General features: G+C 56.1%; 18 protein-coding genes and 4 pseudogenes. 8 read left to right on the top strand and 14 right to left on the bottom strand.

Going from position 1 to position 24,570, the window contains the following annotated elements; genetic code table 11:
* Nucleotides 1-13 precede the first annotated feature (13 nt).
* The 7 genes and pseudogenes from MMB49_RS00325 to MMB49_RS00295 form a co-directional block, all read right to left on the bottom strand.
* Nucleotides 14-1,162 (bottom strand): LicD family protein, encoded by a 1,149-nt coding sequence (locus tag MMB49_RS00325; RefSeq protein ID WP_229941028.1) that lies wholly within the window; start codon nt 1,160-1,162, stop codon nt 14-16.
* Between the two features lie 90 nt (nt 1,163-1,252).
* Nucleotides 1,253-3,124 carry a glycosyltransferase gene (locus tag MMB49_RS00320; protein ID WP_047271228.1) on the bottom strand — a complete coding sequence of 624 codons (1,872 nt, stop codon included), beginning with the start codon at nt 3,122-3,124 and terminating at the stop codon, nt 1,253-1,255.
* Between the two features lie 63 nt (nt 3,125-3,187).
* Nucleotides 3,188-4,258, bottom strand: a complete 1,071-nt coding sequence (locus MMB49_RS00315; RefSeq protein ID WP_047271226.1) for an acyltransferase family protein — start codon at nt 4,256-4,258, stop codon at nt 3,188-3,190.
* Nucleotides 4,259-4,652: 394 nt separating this feature from the next.
* Entirely contained in the window at nt 4,653-4,814 is a 162-nt protein-coding gene (locus MMB49_RS09575; RefSeq protein WP_373159312.1) for a hypothetical protein, read from the bottom strand.
* 588 nt (nt 4,815-5,402) lie between these two features.
* Complete coding sequence (locus MMB49_RS00305) at nt 5,403-5,744, bottom strand: hypothetical protein (RefSeq protein ID WP_047271224.1); 342 nt, start codon at nt 5,742-5,744, stop codon at nt 5,403-5,405.
* Nucleotides 5,745-6,143: 399 nt separating this feature from the next.
* Nucleotides 6,144-7,862, bottom strand: coding sequence for a glycosyltransferase family 39 protein (locus MMB49_RS00300; RefSeq protein WP_082247907.1), 1,719 nt, complete (start codon nt 7,860-7,862; stop codon nt 6,144-6,146).
* Nucleotides 7,863-8,358: 496 nt separating this feature from the next.
* Nucleotides 8,359-9,158: pseudogene (locus MMB49_RS00295) on the bottom strand (IS30 family transposase); the annotation flags it as partial.
* A 177-nt stretch (nt 9,159-9,335) separates the two neighbouring features.
* Here MMB49_RS00295 and istA (MMB49_RS00290) point away from each other — a divergent pair.
* The 4 genes from istA (MMB49_RS00290) to istB (MMB49_RS00275) all read left to right on the top strand — a co-directional run bounded on the left by istA (MMB49_RS00290) (nt 9,336) and on the right by istB (MMB49_RS00275) (nt 14,141).
* The gene (gene istA, locus MMB49_RS00290; RefSeq protein ID WP_047270957.1) at nt 9,336-10,793 is read left to right on the top strand and encodes an IS21 family transposase; all 1,458 of its coding nucleotides are present in this window, start codon (nt 9,336-9,338) and stop codon (nt 10,791-10,793) included.
* A gap of 111 nt (nt 10,794-10,904) precedes the next feature.
* Nucleotides 10,905-12,404: an IS21 family transposase gene (gene istA / locus MMB49_RS00285; RefSeq protein ID WP_047271245.1), complete on the top strand. Its 1,500-nt coding sequence runs from the start codon at nt 10,905-10,907 to the stop codon at nt 12,402-12,404.
* Nucleotides 12,401-13,180 (top strand): IS21-like element helper ATPase IstB, encoded by a 780-nt coding sequence (gene istB / locus MMB49_RS00280; RefSeq protein WP_015439062.1) that lies wholly within the window; start codon nt 12,401-12,403, stop codon nt 13,178-13,180. Before istA (MMB49_RS00285) ends, istB (MMB49_RS00280) begins: the two co-directional genes overlap by 4 nt.
* A gap of 178 nt (nt 13,181-13,358) precedes the next feature.
* Nucleotides 13,359-14,141: an IS21-like element ISBad1 family helper ATPase IstB gene (gene istB, locus MMB49_RS00275; RefSeq protein ID WP_003818588.1), complete on the top strand. Its 783-nt coding sequence runs from the start codon at nt 13,359-13,361 to the stop codon at nt 14,139-14,141.
* 108 nt (nt 14,142-14,249) lie between these two features.
* Here the strand turns inward: istB (MMB49_RS00275) and MMB49_RS00270 are convergent.
* A pseudogene (locus MMB49_RS00270) lies at nt 14,250-14,726 on the bottom strand (helix-turn-helix domain-containing protein); the annotation flags it as partial.
* Nucleotides 14,727-15,053: 327 nt separating this feature from the next.
* On the opposite strand from MMB49_RS00270, the pseudogene MMB49_RS09570 reads away from it, so the two are divergent.
* Nucleotides 15,054-15,796 (top strand): annotated as a pseudogene (locus MMB49_RS09570) (IS30 family transposase).
* Between the two features lie 92 nt (nt 15,797-15,888).
* Nucleotides 15,889-16,860: a glycosyltransferase family 2 protein gene (locus MMB49_RS00250; protein ID WP_047297650.1), complete on the top strand. Its 972-nt coding sequence runs from the start codon at nt 15,889-15,891 to the stop codon at nt 16,858-16,860.
* Between the two features lie 53 nt (nt 16,861-16,913).
* On the opposite strand, the gene MMB49_RS00245 is transcribed toward MMB49_RS00250, so the two are convergent.
* On the bottom strand, nt 16,914-19,517 hold the full coding sequence (locus tag MMB49_RS00245; RefSeq protein WP_047271218.1) for an RICIN domain-containing protein: 2,604 nt from the start codon (nt 19,515-19,517) through the stop codon (nt 16,914-16,916).
* Nucleotides 19,518-19,608: 91 nt separating this feature from the next.
* On the opposite strand from MMB49_RS00245, the pseudogene MMB49_RS00240 reads away from it, so the two are divergent.
* A pseudogene (locus tag MMB49_RS00240) lies at nt 19,609-19,848 on the top strand (acyltransferase); the annotation flags it as partial.
* Between the two features lie 11 nt (nt 19,849-19,859).
* Here MMB49_RS00240 and rfbB read toward each other — a convergent pair.
* The 5 genes from rfbB to MMB49_RS00215 all read right to left on the bottom strand — a co-directional run bounded on the left by rfbB (nt 19,860) and on the right by MMB49_RS00215 (nt 22,900).
* Entirely contained in the window at nt 19,860-20,885 is a 1,026-nt protein-coding gene (gene rfbB / locus MMB49_RS00235) for a dTDP-glucose 4,6-dehydratase (RefSeq protein WP_047271923.1), read from the bottom strand.
* 187 nt (nt 20,886-21,072) lie between these two features.
* On the bottom strand, nt 21,073-21,174 hold the full coding sequence (locus MMB49_RS00230; RefSeq protein WP_229032584.1) for a hypothetical protein: 102 nt from the start codon (nt 21,172-21,174) through the stop codon (nt 21,073-21,075).
* Nucleotides 21,129-21,587 carry a sensor histidine kinase gene (locus MMB49_RS00225; RefSeq protein ID WP_229041926.1) on the bottom strand — a complete coding sequence of 153 codons (459 nt, stop codon included), beginning with the start codon at nt 21,585-21,587 and terminating at the stop codon, nt 21,129-21,131. Before MMB49_RS00225 ends, MMB49_RS00230 begins: the two co-directional genes overlap by 46 nt.
* Nucleotides 21,556-22,326 carry a LytR/AlgR family response regulator transcription factor gene (locus MMB49_RS00220; protein ID WP_229041929.1) on the bottom strand — a complete coding sequence of 257 codons (771 nt, stop codon included), beginning with the start codon at nt 22,324-22,326 and terminating at the stop codon, nt 21,556-21,558. The genes MMB49_RS00225 and MMB49_RS00220 overlap by 32 nt, the downstream gene beginning before the upstream one ends.
* 193 nt (nt 22,327-22,519) lie before the next feature.
* On the bottom strand, nt 22,520-22,900 hold the full coding sequence (locus MMB49_RS00215; RefSeq protein WP_265067857.1) for a DUF3073 domain-containing protein: 381 nt from the start codon (nt 22,898-22,900) through the stop codon (nt 22,520-22,522).
* Between the two features lie 140 nt (nt 22,901-23,040).
* On the opposite strand from MMB49_RS00215, the gene trpS reads away from it, so the two are divergent.
* Nucleotides 23,041-24,138: a tryptophan--tRNA ligase gene (trpS, locus tag MMB49_RS00210; RefSeq protein WP_047271213.1), complete on the top strand. Its 1,098-nt coding sequence runs from the start codon at nt 23,041-23,043 to the stop codon at nt 24,136-24,138.
* Nucleotides 24,139-24,570 lie beyond the last annotated feature (432 nt).

Genomic DNA, 24,570 nt, shown 5'->3' with positions numbered 1-24,570 from the left:
AATTCCTTGAGACTTATCGCTTGATATATTCTTCAATAACCTGCTCATCAAGTTGGGCAAGCATTTTCCGATCCACGTGTTCAAAATGCAAACCGATGTCGTTCGGCAAGGCATATATATTACCGTAGGCCTGCGTCAGCAAGTACATATAATTTGCCGGTACCGGATATCTTCTACTTTCAAATTGCTGAGAATCTAACGGGTAGATTTCATCCAAGCCGCTTATCCACTCGAATCCACTCGGATGATCCATATTGTCATATGCTCGGATAATGCCAGCCGCCTTTTCCTGAGAACACACTATTCCAGTCTTCCGCATCTGATTAAGCTGAGCATCAAAAACATCAGTGATAAGTTTCCCAGCTTCTGTTTCCGCCGAAACATAGACGTTATTATCCCAAGCAGCACGAATATGCGAATTTGATTCAGCTTGTTCGATGGCAGTTTTCCGGTATTCCTGCACTTTGACGAACATATCATGACTGACATCAGCCACCCAATCGAATGGGAACAAATCAATAAAGCCCGGGACACGAGTATCACGTGGGGCAAAACGAATTTGTCTACAATGCACAATACGGTCCCAAACAACGGTGATTCGATACTCTGAATCACCGGCGAGAACTTTTTGCAGTCGTTCCAAATCATCACGCATGATGCCCAAATCAAGGTCATCATCCCATGGGATAAATCCGTGATGTCTTACAGAGCCAAGCAAAGTTCCGCCGACCAGCCAGTACTGATTAATCCCATTTCGTCTACAGATTTCCGCAAAATCGCAAAGCATTCGATTGAGAGCAGTTTGCAGTAGTTTGAGGTCGCCCTCAGGCTCAGGTAATCCAAGGAAAAACCTTTTGCGCGTTTCTAAATCAGTCTCGTTGGGAAGACGATATTGCGCCCAGAAACGGATATCATCCTTCGCACGCTCTGCAATCTGCGCACGCTGCATTTCATTGAGGCTCCTGCAAGAATCCTCGTTGATTCTCTGCATGCCAGATATGGCATCACGAATCTCATGCAAAATCATCTCTTGCGCCTGCAAAGCATCACGTAGATGATTATTCTCATTTTCCAAGGAGTCAATTCGTCCCATCAGCTTCTGCATAGAACGCTCAGACGGCCAGAAAAGCCTTTCACGCAGGCGCCTTACCAGAGATACCATAATCTTCTTCCTTCATTCAGTATTAAAGCAAAATAATACCGCATATGCTCTTATGAGCATATGCGGCTAGGCTTAGCGGATTATCTCAAATTAATCCATCTTGAGATAATTCTTCCAATACTCAATCGATGTCAATTCCGCACGCGCAGCAGTATATTCTTTACGAAGTCGATTAATATTCGCCTTGTAGTATTTGAGATCACGCATATAACGCTTCTTAATCTTCTGATAGCGCTGGACATCCTTAGTTCGAATGGTTCCTTTGCGGTTGTACCAGTCCAGAACCACGAGCTTACGCTTGCCACGAATCGCTCCAGCAGGATATAGCCATCCCTGCAGCGGAATCACCGCGTATCCAGCACCGTCTTTCTTGATGTATCTCTGATTATTATCAGTAATCAGATCTTCAAGACGTTCTGCCAAACTACGCGACTTGTCTCCATCGATAAGCTGCCTGTCAACGTTCTTGATGCTGAAACCAGCGAGTTCAGGATCTTGGTCAGCTCGCGACTGGAGAGTTTCAAAATCAACAAGCTGCTCCTTGTTGCGGTTTGCCGCCATAAAGCTTTGTTCCGACTGCCCTGGCTTCTTGATGAAGGACGGGCCCTTCAAGAAATCCTCAAACGCATCCAAGCACAACTCCGCGTTTTCATAGCCGAATTTCTTCAACTCAAGACGGATATTATTGTGTAGTTCACGCATAAAGTCAGCGTCAGGAGCCATGCCACAAGTCGCTTGGGCAATCATGGTGTTACGGGTAGTCTGGTAACGTTCCACCGCCGCGTTATAACGCTCAAAGAACGACATATGCCACACGCAGAGGCTATTCATAGTAATGAAGCCAGTCTTGCAACGAATGCCATACTCAGCATCATCGCAACGGACAAACACCGGCAGAGGCAATCCGTTCTTCTCAATAACGGAAATCGGAATGCAGCAGTACCACCATGCGGCATACATGTTGTTCCGCTGCCACTTGGTCGGCGTGTACATCTCGTTGTATACCAGATCCTCGAACAGGGTCAGACGCAGTGGCGGCTTGCAACCGGCAAAGGTGCCCTGCTGAGTCATGTTGCCGATGTCTTCCCACTGGTCCTCGCCGACCTCATAGTTCAGCATCGCACCGCTAATCATGTCATTACGATGCTCGGGCTTGAGAATGCGCAGCAGATTATAGGTACGCTTGATGCTTTCCGGGGAGACCGCTACATCGTCATCCATCAGCAGAATATTCGTGGCCTTTGGAATCTGTTCCATTGCGGTAATCATGCCACGGGTAAAGCCGCCTGCACCACCAACGTTGTCGTTCGGCACGATCTGGACGCGGTTTCCGCTCAGCTTCTCGACGTCGAGAGTACGACCATTATCAATCACATACATATGAAAATGATCGGCAATCGAATCACCAGAATTGATGATCTTATCCTTGACCAGGCCGATGTTGCGTTCAATGAACGCTTCCTTCTTGAAGGTGGTGGTGGACAGCACCAGCTCAACGTCGTTCAACTCGCCATCGACGCCAAGCTCGTAGTAGCTGTTACGAATGGCAACCGCGCCCTCCGTCTTGATGAGGAAACCGACAATCACCATGTCATCGGTGATTGTAAGAGGCAAATCGACAACCTGCCAGCCATCAGAAGCGCTCAGTACCTTCGAGACCCCCTTGACAGGCAGCGGATCATGTGCGAAAGCATCACCCATGGTCTGTTGCACCTCACAAGCAGCGCCTTTAAGCTCAAGATGCAGCATGAAGCTTGTTGCACGCGTGTACTTCCGCAGCTTCATTACGGACAAGGAATTGAAATACGTGCTGAAGTCGAAGATCCCCGCATTAAACATCTTCCACTCGCCAAATTGTTCGTCGAAAACAACAGGCTGATCGGAACGGCAGTACAGCGCCGGGTAAGCGACAGAGCGAGGGTTCGTTTCCAGAAGGATATTTGCGAATTTCATCGAAACCATATTCCATAGACTAGCGTAAACCCTTGAAGAAAAGGCGTACACTTCTCAAACGGATATTTCAGACTATTCCGTTACACTAACCATATTTGTCTTATGCTTCTTCTTCGTCAGCTGAGGATAAAACCATTCATTGATCACCGGAATGTGATACAGCAGCGCGGCACCGATAAGATCAATCGGCAGTCGACCAATGAAACTCAGCATAACCAGTGGAACTTGAGGAAGCACCGTACGCAACACTCCTAGATATATCTGCCAGGACAATACGTCATCTTCAATCAAGTGCACGCACAGAATGGCAAGACTCGCTTGGCCAATGTTGCTCAACGCGCTTCCCAACGCCGGAACCCGATCGATCAACTGTGAGATGCCAACAACGCACAATGTCCCCGCAATGCTGCCGATTACAGCCAGGACAGGGCGCGAACCATAGTTATTGACGGCCATGCTCATACCGCCAAAAAGCACGATGTCGACCACCCAAATAACAAACGCGATAGCCCATACACAGGGAAACCTCTTCACCATGCCGAGCACATCGTATTTCTTGGCAAGATACCCCAAATAAAGGAACGCGACCGCACACATTCCGGATTGAATGCTCCACGGCAGCAGTACATATCGCGAGGAAACATAGCCGACAGCGAAGCACAGCACCACCCAGACAGGGATAATAGGGAGCCTTGCAAGGCAATGCAGCAGCAGACGAGCCCAAAACAGTGCGAGCAGGAACCAGATCGCGCCGATTCTCAGGTCTACTCGCCAGAGCGTCAGATTCGAGATATCGCCGCTTCCATATATCGCGGCCATACCCCACTGTCGAAGGGCAATCGCACGGCTTTCATGGTCGAGCGTCGCCATGCAGGTCACGCCGACAAGCACGCACAATGCCGTCACCACGTAGGTGAACAGCAGCTGTTTTGCCTCCTTCATCCAGCGGAATCGTCTTTCCGGATGCATGAAATACCCGGAAAGAATGAAGAAAAGCGGCATATGGAATGAAAAACAGATGGACAGAACAACCTGGGCCGTGCGATGGGGTACAAATAGGTTCGTTTCAATGGCACTGTGTCCCAGTATCACAGCCAGAATGGCTATGCCCTTGGCAATATCGAAAAATCTAATACGTTGCATACTCTCTCAAGTCTCTTGTTGGCGCGTTCTCTCTACCGCTTGTCAGACGTTTTATCGGACGCTATAGGCCAAGCAATTGCTGCAATGCACGCCACACCACAACCTGGCCCATACGATTTGAACTGCCTCACATTTTTTGGACAACAGAAGTGGGAGGCAATTCAATTCGGGTGGATGCTGTCCTTACTATAACGCCTGCTTGGTATTCCCGTCGAATGCTCTATTGTACGGAATGCCGAATACATTAAAGCGAAGTGCCAACCATGCTGCCAGCAGATATCCTGCAATACCGTATTTTCCTGCCCCATGGTGAGGGATCTGGGATCGGATAACGATCGATGTTCGCAAACACATATACGCTATCGGACCCATATCGTGTGGCAACGCGATTCAGCTAACTCTCCGCTTCGCGCTTGGAATCACCGCTATTCGACAGCCTCAATCGGTCATTCGCTCCAAGCAGCACGGTAGCGACACCCTCATGCCCGAGGGTCGCATCGCCGATGGAGTTATAGCCCGAGTAGGAGCCCTTGCCCGGCGCACTGGCATTGGTCATGGGTACACCGCGCGACTCCAGATAACGCCTTAGGCTGTTGATGGCCATATCCGTCTGATGGGACAGCTCATAATAGACGACTCCCTCAAGCTGGAACAGTTCACGAGACGTATATGGATACGTGTTCGCTGCACCTACTCATGCGGCGATGCTGTCTCCAAGAACGTGAACGGAACGATATCGCCCAGATTTGTTTTGTTATCAAACGCTCCTGCAGCGAATCCGACGTGATCACTAGGTATGGCACGCCGCGTATCGAGAGCACCGGTGCGGTTGTCGAAGTAATATCAAGCACCGTAGCGGTAATCCTCGCCCTTGACCATATATGACCGGCAGCATCATAGCGAACCCACCTACCGCCGCTAGACTGAAGATATACGTCCTTGTTACGAGCCACTGAACCGTATCCGACTTATTCACTCAGTAATAGTCCTATCTTTCCCGAAAAAGACAAACTGCCTGCTCAGAGCGTCGTCTCGACAATATAACGTTGTCGAGCCTTGACCTCCATATAATTTTTCGCAATATATTCACCGGTAATCCCAAGAGCCAGTAATATAAAGCCGCCTAGAATCCACAGGGAACACATCATTGACCACAACCAACAACGGCATGCCCTGAGAAAACGGAAATAAGGGTGTAGACCAACATGACGATTCCAACAAACACCGAGAACAGACCCAAGCCGGTGATCATAGTCAGCGGCTTTGTCGAGAAGAAAGTCACACCTTCATCGGAAGAGCCATCGTCAACAACAAAACTATTCTCAGCGACTGCATGCGAGTTCTCTAGCTGGTGTACCTTCTTTTTCAGTACGTCGGCCGTTACATACAACGCTGCTTCCTCGTTATAACAAGGAAGCACGAATGCTATCACCGGCTCACACTTTGCTTGAGTATTCAGTCCGCTCTTCTTCACATCATTCGTCATGCTTGCAATGCATGTCACACCGGCAACCCGGTAAAAGAGGCTTTGTCAGGCTCTACAAGACATTACATACGCTCCGCATAACCCAGTAAGGAGCCAATTAGAGCGATCACTCTCCATACCACTATCAAAATGTCACTTGTATTTGTCAGTAACACACGACACAATTACCCCTGTAACATACCGATAGGGGTACCTATGAGAAGAAAGACCTTAAATCACCGCAGGCTTCATTATCACTACCGTTTTACAGGAAATATCTTATCCTGCAATTGCATTAACGGATAATAAAGCCAACACCACTGAGCAGGAATCAGTTCACTTCATCCCATCATCTCCCATCAAGTTAGGGAAAATGCGGAACGCTGATAATGGTCAAGCCGGTTCAAAAATCAGTTCATATCAGTCTATGCCGGTATCGGCAGCGAGTTGTGTTGATATTTGCTCATGCTTACCTGTGATAATGCGAGAGAACTTACCCATGAGGAGTACAGCTCTGTTCGCAATATCGAGAAGCCCTTGTCCAGAATATGCCAGCAGCACCACATAGGCAGGCATAGCATATTGAGCTTTAGCTTCCCACAGCAAATAGATGCAGAAAATGCCAAGACATACGGTGATGGGAAGCAGCTGCTCAATGCGGAAGCGTTTACGCAGTCCTATGAGTACGGTAACAGCAGCTGCGAGAGTGAGGAACTGGAAAGCGTCACTGGCGCGTAGGATAATCGTATTGGTTTTGCCATAATACACAGAGTGAACTAAGTGAGTCATAGGACGGTCAGACATGGGAGCAGAGCCATAGTTATTTGGTACTGCAGACCAATTACTATTGACCAGTGATTCATAAGTGGGATCAAACCAAATAGTTGCCTGTTTTTGTGTAAAGAATCGAATGGCAAATGTTGGGTTTTGAACAAATCTTGTTAAGGACCGTTTGATAGATTCCTCTGAATCAGCTGCTGCCACTTCAGGATTGTAGTCAGTTGTCCACCCCCAAGGGTAGCCATTGTACCATCCCGGATTGGCTGATCCTGTAACCCATGAAGGTGCATCGGGTAGACGGTTGCCATACTCGTCTCCCTGTAATCCCATGGCGATCCATGTGGTTTTGCCTAGCCCGTTGTCCGTTACCACATCGTATTTCTTTTCCATCACGGTGAAGAAACCATGGGAGCAGGCAGCGTACACTACGATCGGCACGATAATGCCTGCAATGCTATGCCAGTTACGCTTGACCATCGCATGGATAAGCAAGATAAGACACATGGCCATGAGCACGACAATCATCGTGGATTTCAGCAGGATACTGACGGTGATAGCCATGGCCGCAAAGATTACGTGACGCCAAGTATTTGTTTCCATGAACTTCGATTGCCATAGGATTGCCGCAAGGGCGAATGGCAATGAAGGGACGTTGCCATATGCAAAGGTAGAGTACAGGAACAGCGGCAGAAAGAAGAACGAGAACAGACCGGTCATGACTGCTGCCTTGTCGGAAAAAAGCTGACGCGACAGACGCACCAGCAACAATGCCGTGGCCCCAGCGCATATGGCGTTGAGGAACTCCAAAGCAATGTATAGCTGACTATCCCCCACCATTCCCAATAGCAGTCGGATGACCATGACAAATGGCATTTGATAGGGGTATCGTTCCATGTACCAGCCGTTCCACATGGGCATATCATCAGTGCCGAGTTCTTTGGCGGCATTGATAAGATCCAATGAGTCGTATGCGGGGAAGGTGTTGCTGGCTATGGCCCATACGGTGCTCGCAACAATCATGTAGCAACAAACAATCCAAGACAGGACATTGACATTAATTCGTTCCAGAATATTGCATCGGTTCAACAGCGCAACTACTGCAATGGCGGCTGTGGATAATACGATAACAGGCCACGCCGCATTGGTGAGATATTCAGCTTTCTCTGTGTATGAGGGGTAGAACGTTGTGAACATTAATGCGCCCAGTCCGATGCAGGAAAAGACGATGATTCCCGTCCAGAGAATGATTCGAGACAGAACATTTCCTACGACTGGTATGATGTACTGCCGCTGTTGCGATTTGGCTTTGGAACTGCTCGGCTTGGCCTGTGTTTCTGCCGATGAAGTAATAGATGACATATCGTTTCTCTCGTTTGACTGTTCTGATAGTCGATGATAACAAGAATTATGCCATTTAATGGTGGCTGTATCCTGCTTCTTCAGCAATTCTGGGAAGAAAATGGTATTGTTCCTCGGCACATGGTATGTCCCCCTGCAAGCAGACAATCGATGATGGCACGGATGAGGAACCGTGCAATGCCGCTAGTATGTCCGCCAGAGAGGCCCACAGCAGCGACAACATCAGATTCCAAGGCGTGATGTCATCCTTTCAGAATATCGAGAATCGGATACTTGCCAAATCCGCTCATCGCTATGCTAAAGCCACTGAATTGACAGATGCATGCCCCAGCCAATCACTGGTACTGCCCAATCCCTGGATGAGCAATTGATTGCCCAATCACGTTGTGTTGCCACACGAGGTAGCCTATAGATGAAGAGCAAAGATGCCAGGGGCGGATTCTAGCGGTGGTTGCAACACCTGGTGTTTTTGGTGTTGTTGTCTTGGTTTTCTAGGTTAGCTTGCGGTGTCGAGGAGTTCGAGGATTTTCTCGCTTGGTTTCATGTAGCCGAGGGTCTTGCGGGCCGGTCGTTGAGTTCCTCGGCGACCGCGTCGAGGTAGTCCTCGGGGTATTTGGATAGGTCGGTGCCCTTGGGGAAGTATTGGCGCAACAGGCCGTTGGTGTTCTCGTTGGTGCCGCGCTGCCACGGGGAGTGCGGGTCGCAGAAACAGACCCGCATGTCCAGGCTCGCGCCGATCTGCTTGTGCAGGGCGAGTTCCGAACCCTGGTCCCAGGTCGGCGAGTTGCGCAGGAGCCTGGGCAGGTTCCGCATCTTGCGGACGATGGCCTGCTGGACCTGGCCTGCGTCGTGCCCGTCGGGCAGGTGCAGCAGGATCGTGAACCTGGTGGCGCGTTCGACCAGGGTGCCGATGGCGCTCCTGTTCGCCGAACCGGTGATCAGATCACCCTCCCAATGGCCGGGGACGGCCCGGTCCTCGACCTCGGCGGGCCGGTCCGAGATCATGACCATGGGATCCCGGAACCGGGGTCTGCGACCCGCGCCGCCACGGGGTTTGCGTTGGGCGCGGCCCTGGCGCATGGCCCGTTTCAGCTCGGCTTTCAGCTCGCCCTTGCCCTGGACGTAGATGGCCTGGTAGATCGTCTCGACGCTTGCGTGCATGTCCTCATTATCGGGGAAGTCATGCCTGAGCCGGTTGCCGATCTGCTCGGGACTCCAATGCCGTCCAAGGCCGGCGAGTATCTCCCGCCACAGGCGCGTGCCCGGCCCGGCTTTCCTGGGCCTGGGGCGTTTGATGTTTATGGTCAAATAAACGTGTACGGCGTCACCACCAAATCTGAACGGTATAAGCGTTCATATTGGACACGGACGGCGGCCGGAAATGGCATCGGCGGAAGAAAAGCGCCGGTGCCGTACGGTTCCTGATAGATTCCCGAGTGCCAGCAACCACACATGGTCCTCGGGAGGAAAGGAATGACGACACCGGTGCGTATTCAACAGAGTATCAGGCAGCTCGAGACGAAAGGCCTGACGCATACGCAGATAGCCAGGGAACTGGGCGTTTCGCGGACGACCGTGGTCAAGTACGCGACCCGCGATTATTCGCCCGTTCCGCCGACCGGGGGAACTGCGAGCCGTTCCCTGGTCGCGGGCGAGTACGCGCGCAAGGCCGACGAATGGCTCGAGGCCGACCGGCGCATGCCGCGCAAACAGCGGCACACCGCCCGGCGCGTGCACGAGCGGCTCGTGGAGGAATGCGGCTTCGAGGGCAGTTATTCGTCGGTGCAGCGATGGGTCAAGCGCTGGCGCCAACGCCACCGCGGCGAGGCCGAGGGGTTCAGTGAGCTGGAATGGGCGCCGGGCAGCGCGCAGGTCGATTTCGGCCAGGCCCTGGCCGTGGTCGCCGGCGTGGAACGGACCGTGCATTTCCTGGTGGTCTCGTTCCCGTACTCGAACATGAGATACGTGGCCGCGCTGCCCGGCGAGACCGCGGAATGCGTGTGCCATGGCCTGAACAAGGTGCTCTCCCATGCCGGCATGGTCCCCCGCGTGCTGGTGCTCGACAACGCCACCGGGGTCGGCCACCGCAGGGCCGACGGGACCGTCACCCAGACGAGTCTGTTCTCGCTGTTCTGCGCGCACTACGGCTTCGAGACGAGGTTCCGCGACCCGTATTCCGGGCACGAGAAGGGCAGTACCGAGAACGCGGTCGGTTTCCTGCGCCGCAACCTGATGGTGCCGACGCCGTCCGCGGAGGGATGGGACCGGCTCACGGACGCGTGGCTGGAACGCTGCGACGAGATCGCGCGCGGCGTCCACTACCGCGAGGACGTGCCGATCCGGGACCTGTTCGAGACGGACCTCGACCACATGCTCCCGCTGCCGCCGTCCATGTTCGACGCGTGCGACTGGCGCGGGGTGAAGGCCGACAGGACCGGAACGGTCACGATCGACTCGAACCGCTACCTCGCGGGCCCGAAATGGCATTCCATGCGTCTCATGGCCGGTGTGCGGGCCCTGCGGGTCGAGCTGCGTTCCATGGACGGCGATCCGATCGTCACGCTGGAGCGCAGGTGGGGCCGCAGTCCCGACACCGCGATGGACCCGCTGTCGCTGCTCGCCATCATCGCGCGCAAGCCGCGTTCGTGGGGCGAGAGTCCCATACGCTCCGATTTCCCGGAGGAGACGCGCGTGCTGCTCGACCGGATGGAGCCGCGCGAACGTGGCCTGCTGGTCGACGGCATCCGCCGCGCGGCCGTGGCGAGTGGCTTCCGTGCGGCCGCCATGGCCGTCGTCGAGATCGTCGCCGCGGGCAGGAGGCCCGACAGGGCCGCGATCGACCAGACGGCCAGGCGGATCGCGCAGGGCTGTTTATGTTCAATGGTTTTAAGACCGGTTGAGCGTTTGGTTTTTAGTCCGAAAGAGCGGTAGGAATTAGTCCATTTCATCGTTGATGGAAAACAAGTGACACCGGTCTGTCGTTATCGATTAGTTTCCCGAGTTGAAAAAACAACCATTGACGGTTCTCGGGAAAGGAAAGGAATGACCATACCGGTGTCGGTTCAACAACGTATCAGGCTCCTTGACCAGCAGGGAACGCCATGGCGAGCCATCGCCCGTGATTTGAACGTGTCCAGGGACACGGTCAGGAAATACGCCTTGATGGAGGATTGCTCGCCCAAACCCAAACCATCGACCACGCGGCCGAGGAAACTCGACGGGTTCACGCCCGTGATCGACGAGTGGTTGCAAGCGGACCGGTTCATGCCCCGCAAGCAGCGCCATACCGCCAAACGCGTGTACGACAGACTCGTCACGGAGAAAGGGTTCACCGGCTCGTATTCCGCGGTGCAGCGTTACGTGAAGCAATGGCGTCAAGAACATCGTCCCGCCTGTGACGGGTTCATGGAGCTGGAATGGCGGCCCGGGGTCATGCAGGTCGATTTCGGCGAGGCCGTGGTGGTGCTGGCGGGCGTGAAAACCAAGGTGCATTGCCTGGTGGCGTCGTTTCCGTATTCGAACAAGCGTTACGTGGTCGCGTTGCCTGGCGAGAACGCGCAATGCGTGTGCGAGGGATTGGTCGAGATCTTCGAGCATATCGGCCTGGTTCCGATGGTGTTGGTGATGGATAACGCCACAGGGGCCGCGCACCGGACCGCTTGGGACAAGATCACGATCGTCGGGCTCTTCCAGTTGTTCCTGGAGCATTACCGGATCGAGGCCAGGTTCTGCAATCCCAGGAGCGGTTGGGAGAAAGGCAGCGTGGAGAACGCGGTCGGGTTCCTGCGCCGCAACCTCATGGTCCCGTTGTTGAACGTCGAGTCCTATGCGCAGTTAAGCAAGCATCTGCTGTCGCGGTGTGACGAACTCGGCAACGACAAGCATTACCGGGCTGATGAAAGCGTGAACGACTTGTTCGAAGAGGACCGGGCGGGCATGCGGCCATTGCCGCGCGTGCGCTTCGACGCGGTCGATTGGCAGGAACGGCGCGCCGACAAGGAAGGTGTCATACAGGTCGGTTCGTATCGTTACCTCGCGGGCCCGGCCTGGCGTAGCTGGCCGCTATTGGTGGGATTGCGCGCGTTCGACGTGGAGATCCGTACCCGCGACGGCCGCAAGGTGGCCTCGCTGCCCAGGGCTTATGGCGAGCAGGCCGGTACGGTGCGTAGCCCGTCGTCGCTGCTGCCGGCATTGGCGCGCAAGCCACGCGCGTGGGGCGAATCACCCGTGCGCGGTGATTTTCCCGAGGGCCTGAGAACCCTGATCGACGCGCAGGACTCCGCCCGGCGCAAGGCCACGTTCCGCTTGTTGGAGCGCGTGGGTGCCGCTTGCGGTTTCGACGTGGCCTGCAAAGCCGCGGAACACATCATCGGCCAGGGCAGACCGATCGACGAGGCAGCCCTGAGCATCATGGCCAGACGGATAGCGTCCGGCGAGGCGCCGGCCGATGTTCCCGCGCCCGACCTGAGCGTGTACGACGACTTCATGAAAACAGGCGATGGCGATACGCTCAAGGAGCGGGAAGGAGGGAAGGACCGATGAGCCGGATCCAGAACCCCGCGCCGGACGCCACCCGACGCCGCGCGTCCACGAACAGGAAAATGGAAACGATCATGCGATTGGCGCGCCGACTGCCGTTGACCAGGCAAGTGCTCGCCGACCAGCTCGAAACCGCGACCCCGTCGCAAATGGAGTTCATGGACCAATGGATGAACGCGGAGATCGAGTCCAGGGAACGATCGAAACGATCCCGGCTGCTCAAGCAGGCCGGTTTCCCGGCCGTCAAGACATTGGACGGCTATGACTGGGAGAACATTCGTTTTCCGGTGGATTGGGGCAGGCGGTCGCTTGAATCATTGGAGTTCGCGAGCCGTCCGGAGGATGTGGTCATGTTCGGACCTCCCGGCACGGGCAAAACCCATCTGGCGATGGCGTTGGGAAGGAAGGCCTGCCTGGAAGGCATGACGGTACGGTTCTTCACCGCCGCTGGCCTGGTCATGCGCTTGTTGCACGCCAGCACGGAAGGCAAACTCGACAGGGAAATCGCGTCCATCGGCAAGGCCCGCCTGTTGATCATCGACGAGTTGGGCTACGTGCCGATCGACGAGGAAGGCAGCCGGTTGTTGTTCCAGGTCATCACCAACGCGTACGAGATGCAATCCATCGTTTACACCACGAACATCGAGTTCAGCGGGTGGGGCCGGGTGTTCGGGGATCCGAACATGGCCGCGGCGATCATCGACCGGACCGTGCATCACGGCAGGATGCTCAGGTTCGAGGGCGAGTCCTATCGCAGGACTCATGCTCTTATGCAATGAAACAATAAAACACGAGCAATGACAGGCCAGTTCCGAACTGGACTAAAACCTACCGCTTTTTCGGAAGGAAAACTCACGCCACACTGGCCTATAACAACTTGACAAAACACACAGGGCGACGGTCCCGAATCGAGGGCCAGGCTCGACACGTACAGCAGGTTCATGAGGGAGGACGGCGATGAGTGAGTCGACGGACGCCGCGGCGGGCGGACGCAGGGGCGGGCGGACCGTGAGCAAGTCCACCCCGGACGAGGTCATGGAGCTCGCATGCGGGCTGCCGTTGACCAGGAGCGTGCTGCGTTCCGTGGTCGCGGACGCCACGCCCGGCCAGCTCGGCGTGCTGGCCGACCTGTTCAGGGCCGAGAACGCCAGCCGGACGGAATCCAGGCGCGCCAGGCTGATCAGGAACGCGGGATTCCCGTGCGTCAAGGGCTTCGACGGATACGACTGGGGCATGGCGTCGTTCCCCGCCGACTGGGGGCGCGAGCAGCTCATGGACCTCGGTTTCGTGGACCGGGCCGAGGACCTCGTGCTCTACGGCGACGTTGGATGCGGCAAGACGCACATGGCGATCGCCACGGGCATGCTGGCGTGCGAGAGGGGCATGCCGGTGAGGTTCTTCACCGCGTCGTCGCTGGTGATGCGTTTGCGGCGGGCGAGGGACGAGAACCGGCTCGACGCGGAACTGCGCGCGATAGGCCGCGCCAGGCTGCTGGTCATCGACGAGCTGGGCTACCTGCCGATCGACATCGACGGGGCCAGGCTCCTGTTCCAGGTCGTCGCGGATTCCTACGAGAAGCGGAGCGTGGTGTTCACCACGAACCTGGAGTTCGGACGGTGGGGCGAGGTGTTCGGCGACGGCGACATGGCCGCCGCGGTCATCGACCGCATCGTGCACCACGGAAGGATCGTCAGGTTCCGTGGCGAGTCGTACCGCAACAGCCACTCCCTGATGAGATAAACGAAAAGAGGGGAACCAGCCGGACCACCGGTGACGGTGTCCATTTTGAACGCCGATGGTGTTCAGATTAACTGGTGACGACACGCAGATTTATTTGACGAAAGACAGTTTGAGCCGGTCGGCGCTCGATTGCCGGGCGCGGTACGGCTCGTGGCATCCGGTCAGGGGGTTCGTGTCGCGTCGTATCTCGCGGCTCACGGTGGCCGGGTTCCGGTCAAGGAGGCGGGCGATGGCGCGTATGCCGTCGCCCAGGCGCAGCCGGTCGGCGATCAGGATGCGTTCCTCCTGGCCCAGATAGCGGGCGTGTATCTTCCTGGGCTTGTCCATGGTGGAACGATACCAGTCCACCGATGGTCTCTCGTTCCTGCCGGTGGCCCGGGCGCGTCCGTTCCTCCAGGCCTTGCCGGTGCGTTTCGACACCCCGACCGCATGGGCGGCCTGGGTGAAGTTCACGCCCTCCTCGGCCAGCAGGCGCACGTACTCGGCCCGCCTGGCCTCGCACATCGCCTTCCTCGTCGGATAACCGTGCCCCTGGAACACCCAGCGGCCGGTCCCTGTCCCGTCGTCATGGTGGCTCGCGGTCACCTGATCCTCCCTGCGGTAGGCCAGGTGTTGCAACGATCACTAGAACTCGCCAGGCCAGATTACAGGCTGGGGGGGGCAGAACACCTTGGCACTAAAAAATCCGAGGCCTTTCGCTGTCCGCCGCGAAGCTCCCAACAACCCCAGCACAGCACTTCTCAAAAATTTTAAGAAGTTCCGGCAAGCATGCAGAAGTTAAAGAATGTCCATGTGCATTATATAAGGCAATACGGAAGCGATACATCGGGCCCGAGTTCTAAATAGATGCGCAACACCTGTCTATGGTTGGAAGTGTTCAGGTTCATGACCGGAGAAAGTGTCGCGCTCGATATGAAAGCGTATTCCCACCTGTCGGCAGAGGAACGTGTCCGGATCGACGAATTGTGGAACCGGGAGGGACTTGGCGTGCGTCAGATAGCTCCAAGGATCGGCCGTGACAAGTCGACCGTCAGTCGCGAGCTGAAACGCGGCCTGTGGTCCGTGTCCAACGAGAACGACTCGTATCGTCCCTGCCGGCCGCGCCGCTCGAAGACGGACGCATGGACGTCGAGGCCGTTCCATTCGGCCATGGCCGCGCGAAGGAAGGCCGAACAACGGGCCCGCTGGCCGCGCAGGCCCACGCGCATGGCGTACCCGCCGCCGCTCTTTCGGGTCATGGACGCGCTCAGGAGGGGATGGACGCCCAAGAGGATTGAGGGGCGGCTGAAGGTCGAACGGCCGGCCGACCCGCGCATGCGAGGATCGAACGGACTTGAGACGACGGCCCGGAGGCCTCCTGCCACGTGCTCGTGGACGAGTCATTGGACATGCCCACCTATTTCGCGGACCCGTACTCCCCGTACCAACGAGGGTCGAACGAAAACCGCAACGGGCGCATCCGCCGTTACCTACCCAAGAGGACCGGCTTCGACGACCTGTCGGACGCGGACCTGCAGGCCATCGTCGACGAGATCAACGACACCCCCATGAAGGTCCTGGGCCAGGAAACGTCCAACGAGGTTTGGCGCCGCGAACTCGGCAAGGTACCCTCGAAGACAAGCCGCCTAAAGACGAACGTTGCACTTATAAATTGAGTTCGGGCTATAACACCCATCGCACCTTTACATGTATCATGTACATGTAAAATAAAAGATTGTCTTCATTAAGCGCAAAAGGATACACCCCAATGCTCGTCAGTTTCGTCGTTCCATGCTACAACGAAGAAGAGTCGCTACCTCTTTTCTACGATGAGACTTGCCGTGTCGCCAATGTTCTGCGTCAACAGTCTCATGCTGAAGCAGAGTTCATCTTCGTTGACGATGGTTCTGGCGATAAAACTCTCGAAAAGCTTCGAGCATTGCATGCGAAAGATGAACGAGTCCATTACATTTCTTTCTCCCGAAATTTCGGCAAAGAAGCTGGTTTATATGCGGGATTAAAAGCCGCGAAAGGCGATTATGTAGCCACCTTAGACGCCGATCTTCAAGACCCTCCATCTCTGATACCAGAGATGCTTCAATTCCTTCTTGAGAACAAGGACTATGATTGTGTCGCAACACGCAGGAAAACCCGTAAAGGCGAACCACCAATTCGCAGTTTTTTCGCAAAGATGTTCTATCGAATCATCAACAAAATGTCTGGAACGGAAATCGTAGACGGAGCACGCGATTTCCGCTTCATGACAAGAAAGTTTGTTGACGCGGTCTTATCATTAAGTGAATATAATCGCTTTTCTAAAGGCATTTTTTCGTGGGTTGGATTTAAGACCCATTGGATTTCATATGAAAATATTGAACGAGCAGCCGGAAAAACAAAATGGAATTTCTGGTCATTGTTTAAATATTCCATTGAAGGAATCGCCGGTTTCTCTACAGTCCCGCTTGCACTTTCTTCTTTCCTAGGCGTCTTCTGCTGTCTCATCGCATTCATAGGCATCATCGTTGTTGTAGTCCGTGCCTTGCTTTTTGGTGATCCAGTTGCAGGATGGCCAAGCATGATTAGCATTATGCTACTCATCGGCGGCCTTCAGCTATTTTGCATAGGCATCGTAGGAGAATACCTATCCAAGACCTATACCGAGGTCAAGCATCGTCCACTTTATCTCACTAAAGAAACGGACGGAGAAGATCGTCGATTCACACCGTCCGCAAACGCATAACGCATATCGCGCAGTTTGATCGTCTGGATCAAACTGCGCGATACAGACACAAACTACTTCACCCACTTTTGAGCATTTGTTCCGTTGGAAGTATACAACTGCACGTTAGTGCCGTTTGCGCTGGAACCACCATTCACATCCAGCACCGCATTTTCCGCGAGCGCCGACTGGAACGTGTATGAGCCATCGGAATTCTTGACTGCTATCCACTTCTGAGCGTATGTTCCATTGGAATCGTACTGTTGCACGTTGGTTCCGCTGGCAGATACGCCGCCATTCACATCCAACACTTTGCCGGAGTTCACACTGGTCAAGGTCGCATACCCGTTGGAATCATGCGTTACTTTCCACTTCTGAGCATTGGTTCCATTATTGGCCCAGATCTGCACGTTTCCATAATTTGAACGGGAAGCGCCGCTTACATCCATCTTCATGGACGTACTAAGCTTCGATCCGAACGTGTAGGTGCCATCCGGCAGATCTTGCCTATGCTTGGCTGCGGTTTCATTCAAACGTTCGCGCAACGTCAACGGCGCCTTTGCGACCAACCACTGCTGAGCAACAGTGCCATTCGGCGAATAAAGCTGCAACTGAGCCTGCTGCACGGCATTGCCACCTGGAATATCGACAGCTTTGTTGGCGTTCACCGACACCAGCGCAATCCTGCCACTGCCGTAATTCCGCACCGTCCACTGCTGAGCAACAGTATTGTTACTCGTATATTGCTGCAACGCCGCTCCATCAGCAGTGGATCCGCCAGCCACATCCAGCACCTTGCCCGAATTAGCATTGATAATCTTGTAAGTTCCGTTGCCGATTGATTCAAATCGATATTTCTGGGCGTTCGTATTATTACTTGAATCAAGCTGGACTCGCGCCCCGTTCGCCGTTGACGCACCCGTCACATCCGTGACAAGTTTTTTATTCGCAACCGAAGTGATAATCATCGACACTCCAGTAGCTATATTGACATCGCTTGACGAAACAACAAACAGCTGTGAAGCAGTGCCATTTGGCGTATACAGCCGAATCGCAGCACCATTCGCAGTATTTCCGCCACTCAAATCCAGAACCCAATTACCGAGAGCGGACTGCAAATAATATCCCGCTCCGGAATCACGAATAAACCATCGTTGAGCCTGGGAATTATTTCGAGAATACTGTTGCGCTATAGCGTTATTCTCAGCAACACCATTACGCACGTCTAAAGCCTTGCCGGAATTCACATTGACGATCTCATAGCTCCCATCAGACTGCCTAGTAAAAGCGAACTGCTGAGCCTTGGAACTGTTGCCGGAATACAACTGAATGGCGGTGGAATCTGCGGCACTTCCACCAGGAATATCAACACTGGACGCGACTTTGGAACGAACATTGATGTAATAATTGCCATTCGGAATGGTAACTGCAGTCATTTTGCGTACATCAATGGCCGCTTGTAAATCATTGCTACTCCCGCCATTCACATACTCCTTATTCCCAAACGCATTCATATCCACATTGCCCCTGATGCCGCCCACTTTGCCGGAGCTGGTGTATTGCCATCCGCGACTGTTGGTCGGGAACGAGTCGAATCCCATGCGAGCGCCATACTGCGCCACCCACGTGGTTTTGGCGTAAATGTCGGCATGTTTCAGCGGGCCTTGCAGGTAGCTGGTGTACGAGTAGACGCCCAGGTTCTTGTATCCGGCGGACTGCAGCGCGCCGTACCAATTGTTGACGATATCGTTGTACACGTTCGGATCGGTGGGCGGCTGGTGCCCCTTCCACGTCCACTTTTCCAGGTCGTAGTACACGGGGTACGCCAAGTCGCTCGCGCGCACACCGAATCGCTTGAGTTTGGCGACCACGCCGGCACCTTCTTCTTTGGCAATCGACGGAGTGTCCGCGTAGGAATACCAGTAGATGCCGAACGGGATGCCAAATCGCTTGCATTCGGAAATGTTACGTTGTGCTTTCCTGTCAGCATTGTTGCCCCAACCGTAGCCGAGGCGGATGATCACGCCTTCCACGCCGTCGGCTTTCGCTTTGGCCCAGTCGATGTCGCCTTGCCATTCGGAAACGTCAATCACGCCTTTGGCTTGCTGCACGAACAGGTTGTTCTGGTAGTCGAAGAAGGCTTTCGTATTGTTGTAAGTGCCCCAGTGCGCGCCGTATTCATTGCCTTCGAATTTGGAGAGCTGTACGTTCGCGTCGGCTACAGCATTTTTGACATCTTCCGCACTTACCGGAATGAAGGATTCGCCATTGGTTTTGGCGAGCGGATCCGGCTGCTGATCCTGCGTACCGACCAGTGTCGCATCGGTCACGGTTTCGCCGGTTTCAATATTCTTGACCTCACCTTCAGGGGTGACGGCCAGGTCTTCCGAAACCACGGTGGCATCGTCGGAAATCTCGTCACTGACGGTGCCTGGAAGTTTCGCATTCGGATTGTCAGGCATGCTGTCTTGCGATTGCTGGTCGCCTGTCTGATCATCCGGCTGATCGTCAGACTGCACAACAACGCCATTATCTGCAGTAACGGGACCGCTCTGTGCAACAGCATCCTCAATCGCAATATCCTGCAATGCGTAAGCCGGCGTAACCGCGACGGAAGCCGTCAACGCAACCGCAGACAGCGCAGTCGCAATCTTCAAAAGATGATGCGGCGAAACCATTCGTCAGCCTCTCTCGAATAAAGTCATCAAACCCAAATAATTCGGCGCGAACGCCCTAATCGCCAACTCTAACCACACCCTGCTACCCACCTGGCTGGCGGGATACTCCTACACGATGTATCTGGTGCATTCGCCGCTGTCCAAGGTGCTGATCGGCCCGCGGATTCCCGCGCCCACGGACGGATGGTCGTACGCGGGCATCAGCGTGCTGATGTTCGCCGCCACGCTGCTCGCGGCGTTGGCGTTCGCGGTGGTCGCCGACACCGTGGTGCTCAAGCCCGTGCAACGGCTGCTGCGCAACGTTGACCTGCCGCGGAAAGGCCGCCTGTAGAGGCGGTCGCTTCACTGCCCCTGCGCGCGGTAGCGGGCCTCGGTGGCTTCCTTGGCCGGCGCCCACCAGTCGCTGTGTTCCGCATACCAGTCGATGACGTTGCGCAATCCGCTGGCGAAGTCGGTGTGCATCGGCGACCAGCCCAGTTCGGCGCGCAGTTTGGATGCGTCGATCGCGTATCGTCTGTCGTGCCCGGGCCTGTCGCGCACCCAGTCGAACGCATCTTCCGGCTGGCCCATCAGCTGCAGGATCATGCGCAGCACGGCGATGTTGCTCATCTCGCCGTCCGCCCCGATCAGATACGTTTCGCCGATGCGCCCGCGGGTGAGGATCGCCCACACTGCGCGGGAGTGGTCTTCCGTATGTATCCAGTCGCGCACGTTCTCGCCGGTGCCGTACAGTTTCGGCCGCGCGCCCTCCATGATGGAGGTGATCTGCCGTGGAATGAACTTTTCCACATGCTGGTACGGGCCGTAGTTGTTGGAGCAGTTGGAGATGGTGGCGCGCAGACCGTATGTGCGCACCCATGCGCGCACCAGATGGTCGGACGACGCCTTCGAGGCGCTGTACGGGCTTGAGGGACGGTACGGCGTGTCTTCCGTGAAACGCGCCGGATCGTCCAGCGCCAGATCGCCGTATACCTCGTCAGTGCTGATGTGGTGGAAGCGCACGTCGTGTTGCCGGGCGGCCTCCAACAGCCGCATCGTGCCTTCCACGTTCGTGCGGATGAACGGTTCGGGATTGGCGATGGAATTGTCGTTGTGCGATTCCGCGGCGAAGTGGACGATGGCGTCGTGACCGGGCACGATACGCTCCAATAGCGCGACGTCGCAGATGTCCCCTACGACAAGATCGACCTGCGACGGCGGCAGGCCGGCGATGTTCTCCGGATTGCCGGCGTACGTCAGCTTGTCGAGCACGGTGATGTGCGCGTGTGGATGGTTCCGCGCCACGTATCGCACGAAGTTCGCGCCAATGAAGCCGCATCCGCCGGTCACTAGAATATTACGCGGCTCGAATACGCCGCTGCACGCCATGCTGTTCACCATTCCAGCATACCGTCGCATGCCAACGGCTGCGGCGTTCGGGTCCGGGCGCGGACGCTATCTTGCACGGATTCACCGGTAATGAGTCCAAGGAGAGGGCTTTGGCCCCAGCTTCCTCCCTCGCCGGCGGGCAGCACACGCATCGACAATCCGCTCTCATGAGCCCGCACCGCCGTCATCAGGACTGCGGCAGCAGAATCTCCGTGGTGGAGGCGCCGTCCTCGGAGTTGCGACTCAGGTAGCCGCCCGCAGCCTCGATGATCTGGTCGATGTGGACCAACCCGAAACCGTGCCCCTCGTCTGATTTGGTGGTGCGGAAGCGCCACCGACCTTGCGCTGCTTGCCGCCCGAGGAAGCGTTGGTGAACGAGATGTACAGCTGCGTGCCCTTCATGTCCATATACACGCGAATCATGCGATCGGCTTCAGGCAACCCGTCGTTGGCCTCGATCGCGTTGTCGAACAGGTTGCCGAGGACGCAGCACAAATCGAGTTCCGAAATGCGCAGCTTGATCGGAATATGGGTATGGGCGTCCACGCGCACGTCGATGCCATGCGCCTGTGCAAGCGACATCTTGCTGCTCAGAATCACGTCGGCCATCGCATTGCCGGACTTGATCGGGGTATCCAACGCCTTCATCGTCTGAAGGTGATTACGGTAGTCATGCCGCCACATGCGCATCTGACGGTACATGTTCTCGACCTCGCGGTAATGCGTGTCGACCAGCTCGCGCTGATATGACGCGATGGCCCTGTCGGCCTTGCCTCGCCCACGAAACCACATCGTGCCCCTCCTTTGCGTTCTGCCCCGTCCAGCCGGGGACGGCTTTCCGGCACCCTGCCGGCCGTGAGCCGGCCATGCGTAGTCTTGTCTGGTCTATGATTGTCCGATTCAACGGCTCGTACGCCCCACGAGGCAGTGGCAGCGTCGTCCCGTCGGTCAATTGCACGGACGACCTGCCCACGCAGCGGATTCGCCGCAGGTTCACGATCATCGCGCGTCCCACCTGGCAGAATCCGTCGCCGAGCTCGGCCTCGAACTCGCCCAGCGGGCGTTTCACCGTATAATCCCGGTCGGCGTGCACCGTCACATAATTACGGCGCACGTCAAGATAGCGGATGTCGGCCAGCGGAATACGCATCAGCCCTTCCGCGCATTGCAGATCAAGGCACCTGGAATCGCGGCGCATGCGCGCGACCGCCTTGTCGAGCACGTCGAACAGCTTGGCCGCATCCACCGGTTTCATCAGATAATTGAGCGCTTCAACGTCGTATCCTTCGGCGATGAAATCCGAATACCCAGTGACGAACACGATCTGCATCGTGCCGCCCGCCTTGCGCACGGCCTTCGCCAACGCCACGCCGTCCATCGAGCCCATTTCGACGTCCAGCAGCAGAATATCGACGTCACGCCGCCGCCCATAGCGCGTCAGAAACCGCTCTGCCGACGGGAATACGTCTATCTGGCTCCAGCTGCCGAGCGGCCGCCCATGATGCGGTCAGCGAGCGCACGTACTGGGCGTCAGCATCGCTGTCATCGCATATCGCAACGGAATCGTCATCATGACATACGAAATCGCGTCAATGCGACCCTACCACCGGGCCAGCAGCGACGAAATCCGAAAATCATGCCTTCTTGGGCTTGAGCGCGGCCGGCATGGGCATGGGAATCGGCTTGCGCGGCATCAGCTTGGGCTTCGGAGCCTGAGATTCAGGCGCCTTCACGGCCGGCATTTCGCCACTGGCCGCCTTCGCCGCAGCCTCGGCAGCCCACTTGGCGTACTCGTCAAGGTCATCCTCAGCGACGGATCCCTGCGTATTGTCCACGGCGGCGTTCGCATCATGAGAATACGAAGCCTCGATATCGGCAAACGGATCGGGCGACCCCTCGCCCGGCTCCTGCGTGCTCAGCTCCTTGGCGAGCTCATCGTAATCGGTATCGGTGGTCAGGTACTTGAGCTTCCGGGCTATTTTCTGCTGTTTTGCTTTCTGACGTCCGCGGCCCATGTGACCCCCTGGCATGTAAATGTAACTATCAATTCATCACATAAGAGAGTACCACTTGTTATGAGAGAAATGGTTGTCTGCTTAGACTTTTACGATAAAAGCGATATTTTCGGCGTTTTGAAGCAAGCAAAGGGCGACTTATGACGGACCAAGAACAGCAGCAACTGACCGCAGCGGGCAACGAGATGAGCGCCAGCTTCCTGGCCGCGAAGAAGCGTTCGGACGCCACGCTCGCCAAACTTGAGGCCGAGCCGGGCAAGTTCACGATGCTCACCGGCGACCGCCCGACCGGCCGCCTGCACCTCGGCCACTACTTCGGCTCCATCAAGGAGCGCGTGGCCATGCAGAACCGCGGCGTGAACACCAACATCATCATCGCCGACTACCAGGTCATCACCGACCGCGACACCACTGAGCACATCCAGGACAACGTGCTGAACCTCGTGCTCGACTACATGGCCGCCGGCATCGACCCGACCAAGACCATGATGTTCACCCACTCCGCCGTGCCGGCCGAGAACCAGCTGCTGCTGCCGTTCCTCTCCCTCGTCACCGAGGCCGAGCTGCACCGCAACCCCACCGTGAAGTCCGAGATGGAGGCCTCCGGCCACGCGCTGACCGGCCTGTTGCTCACCTACCCCGTGCATCAGGCGTGCGACATCCTCTTCTGCAAGGCCAATGTCGTGCCGATCGGCAAGGACAACTTGCCGCACGTGGAGATCACCCGCACCATCGCCCGCCGCTTCAACGAGCGCTACGCCAAGAAGAACCCGGTGTTCCCCGAGCCCGCCGCGATCCTTTCCGACGCACCGGAGATACCGGGCCTCGACGGTCGCAAGATGAGCAAGTCGTACGGCAACTCCATCATGCTGGGCACCACCGCCGCGGAGACCGCCAAGCTCATCAAGAAGAGCCCGACCGATTCCGAGCGCAAGATCACCTTCGACCCCATCGCCCGCCCTCAGGTGTCCGCGCTGCTGACCACCGCCGGACTGGTGACCGGCCGCGACCCGAAGGACATTGCCGCCGAAATCGGCGATGCGGGCGCCGGCGCGCTCAAGGCGTACGTGATTGAGTCCGTGAACGAGTTCCTCGCCCCGCATCGCGAGCGCCGCGCAGAGCTCGCCAAGGACATGGACTCCATCCGCGACATCCTGCACGATGGCAACGCCCGCGCCAACGCCATCGCCGAGGAGACCCTTGACCAGGTGCGCGAGGCCATGGGCATGAAGTACTGATTTTCCGGCAGTCGAACGCAACGATTGCATCAGGCCACCTTCGTCACTCCGCCCCGAGGCACGCGACGAAGGTGGCCTTCCCATAACGGTGTCGCCCTTCGGGACAGAAAGCCGTCTGCACGCCCCTGCCCCAACCCGTCGAACTCGCCGAGATAAGGCTATCTGCGTTTCGAGGGGTTGATTTGGACCGCGCCGAATATCTATCTACGTTTCGAGGGGTTGGTGCCAAAGTATAAACGCACCTCAAACCGCATGACCCCAATGGCATTTCACCGGCAATACTCCGGGTATCGCGTTTCGGCAACCCCCTGAAACGCAGATAGATGCCCAGAGGACACCCAATCAACCCCTTGAGACGCAGATAGCGTCACAGAAGACGCCATCCGGTCAAGGCGCAGCCAGCTACAGCCCTCCGCTTCTCTTTCCAACGCA

It is taken from the genome of Bifidobacterium sp. SKU, from assembly GCF_026016405.1.
Classification (GTDB): Bacteria; Actinomycetota; Actinomycetes; order Actinomycetales; family Bifidobacteriaceae; genus Bifidobacterium; species Bifidobacterium bifidum.
Note: the sequence above shows the minus strand (reverse complement) of the source record. Positions and strands in the feature narration are given on the sequence as shown.

Excerpts from the sequence above, each read along its gene's own strand:
- MMB49_RS00325 (WP_229941028.1), bottom strand. The coding sequence starts at position 1,162 with ATGGTATCTCTGGTAAGGCGCCTGCGTGAAAGGCTTTTCTGGCCGTCT.
- MMB49_RS00320 (WP_047271228.1), bottom strand. The coding sequence starts at position 3,124 with ATGGTTTCGATGAAATTCGCAAATATCCTTCTGGAAACGAACCCTCGC.
- MMB49_RS00315 (WP_047271226.1), bottom strand. The coding sequence starts at position 4,258 with ATGCAACGTATTAGATTTTTCGATATTGCCAAGGGCATAGCCATTCTG.
- MMB49_RS09575 (WP_373159312.1), bottom strand. The coding sequence starts at position 4,814 with ATGACCAATGCCAGTGCGCCGGGCAAGGGCTCCTACTCGGGCTATAAC.
- MMB49_RS00305 (WP_047271224.1), bottom strand. The coding sequence starts at position 5,744 with ATGACGAATGATGTGAAGAAGAGCGGACTGAATACTCAAGCAAAGTGT.
- MMB49_RS00300 (WP_082247907.1), bottom strand. The coding sequence starts at position 7,862 with ATGTCATCTATTACTTCATCGGCAGAAACACAGGCCAAGCCGAGCAGT.
- istA (WP_047270957.1), top strand. The coding sequence starts at position 9,336 with ATGACGACACCGGTGCGTATTCAACAGAGTATCAGGCAGCTCGAGACG.
- istA (WP_047271245.1), top strand. The coding sequence starts at position 10,905 with ATGACCATACCGGTGTCGGTTCAACAACGTATCAGGCTCCTTGACCAG.
- istB (WP_015439062.1), top strand. The coding sequence starts at position 12,401 with ATGAGCCGGATCCAGAACCCCGCGCCGGACGCCACCCGACGCCGCGCG.
- istB (WP_003818588.1), top strand. The coding sequence starts at position 13,359 with ATGAGTGAGTCGACGGACGCCGCGGCGGGCGGACGCAGGGGCGGGCGG.
- MMB49_RS00250 (WP_047297650.1), top strand. The coding sequence starts at position 15,889 with ATGCTCGTCAGTTTCGTCGTTCCATGCTACAACGAAGAAGAGTCGCTA.
- MMB49_RS00245 (WP_047271218.1), bottom strand. The coding sequence starts at position 19,517 with ATGGTTTCGCCGCATCATCTTTTGAAGATTGCGACTGCGCTGTCTGCG.
- rfbB (WP_047271923.1), bottom strand. The coding sequence starts at position 20,885 with ATGGCGTGCAGCGGCGTATTCGAGCCGCGTAATATTCTAGTGACCGGC.
- MMB49_RS00225 (WP_229041926.1), bottom strand. The coding sequence starts at position 21,587 with ATGTACCGTCAGATGCGCATGTGGCGGCATGACTACCGTAATCACCTT.
- MMB49_RS00215 (WP_265067857.1), bottom strand. The coding sequence starts at position 22,900 with ATGGGCCGCGGACGTCAGAAAGCAAAACAGCAGAAAATAGCCCGGAAG.
- trpS (WP_047271213.1), top strand. The coding sequence starts at position 23,041 with ATGACGGACCAAGAACAGCAGCAACTGACCGCAGCGGGCAACGAGATG.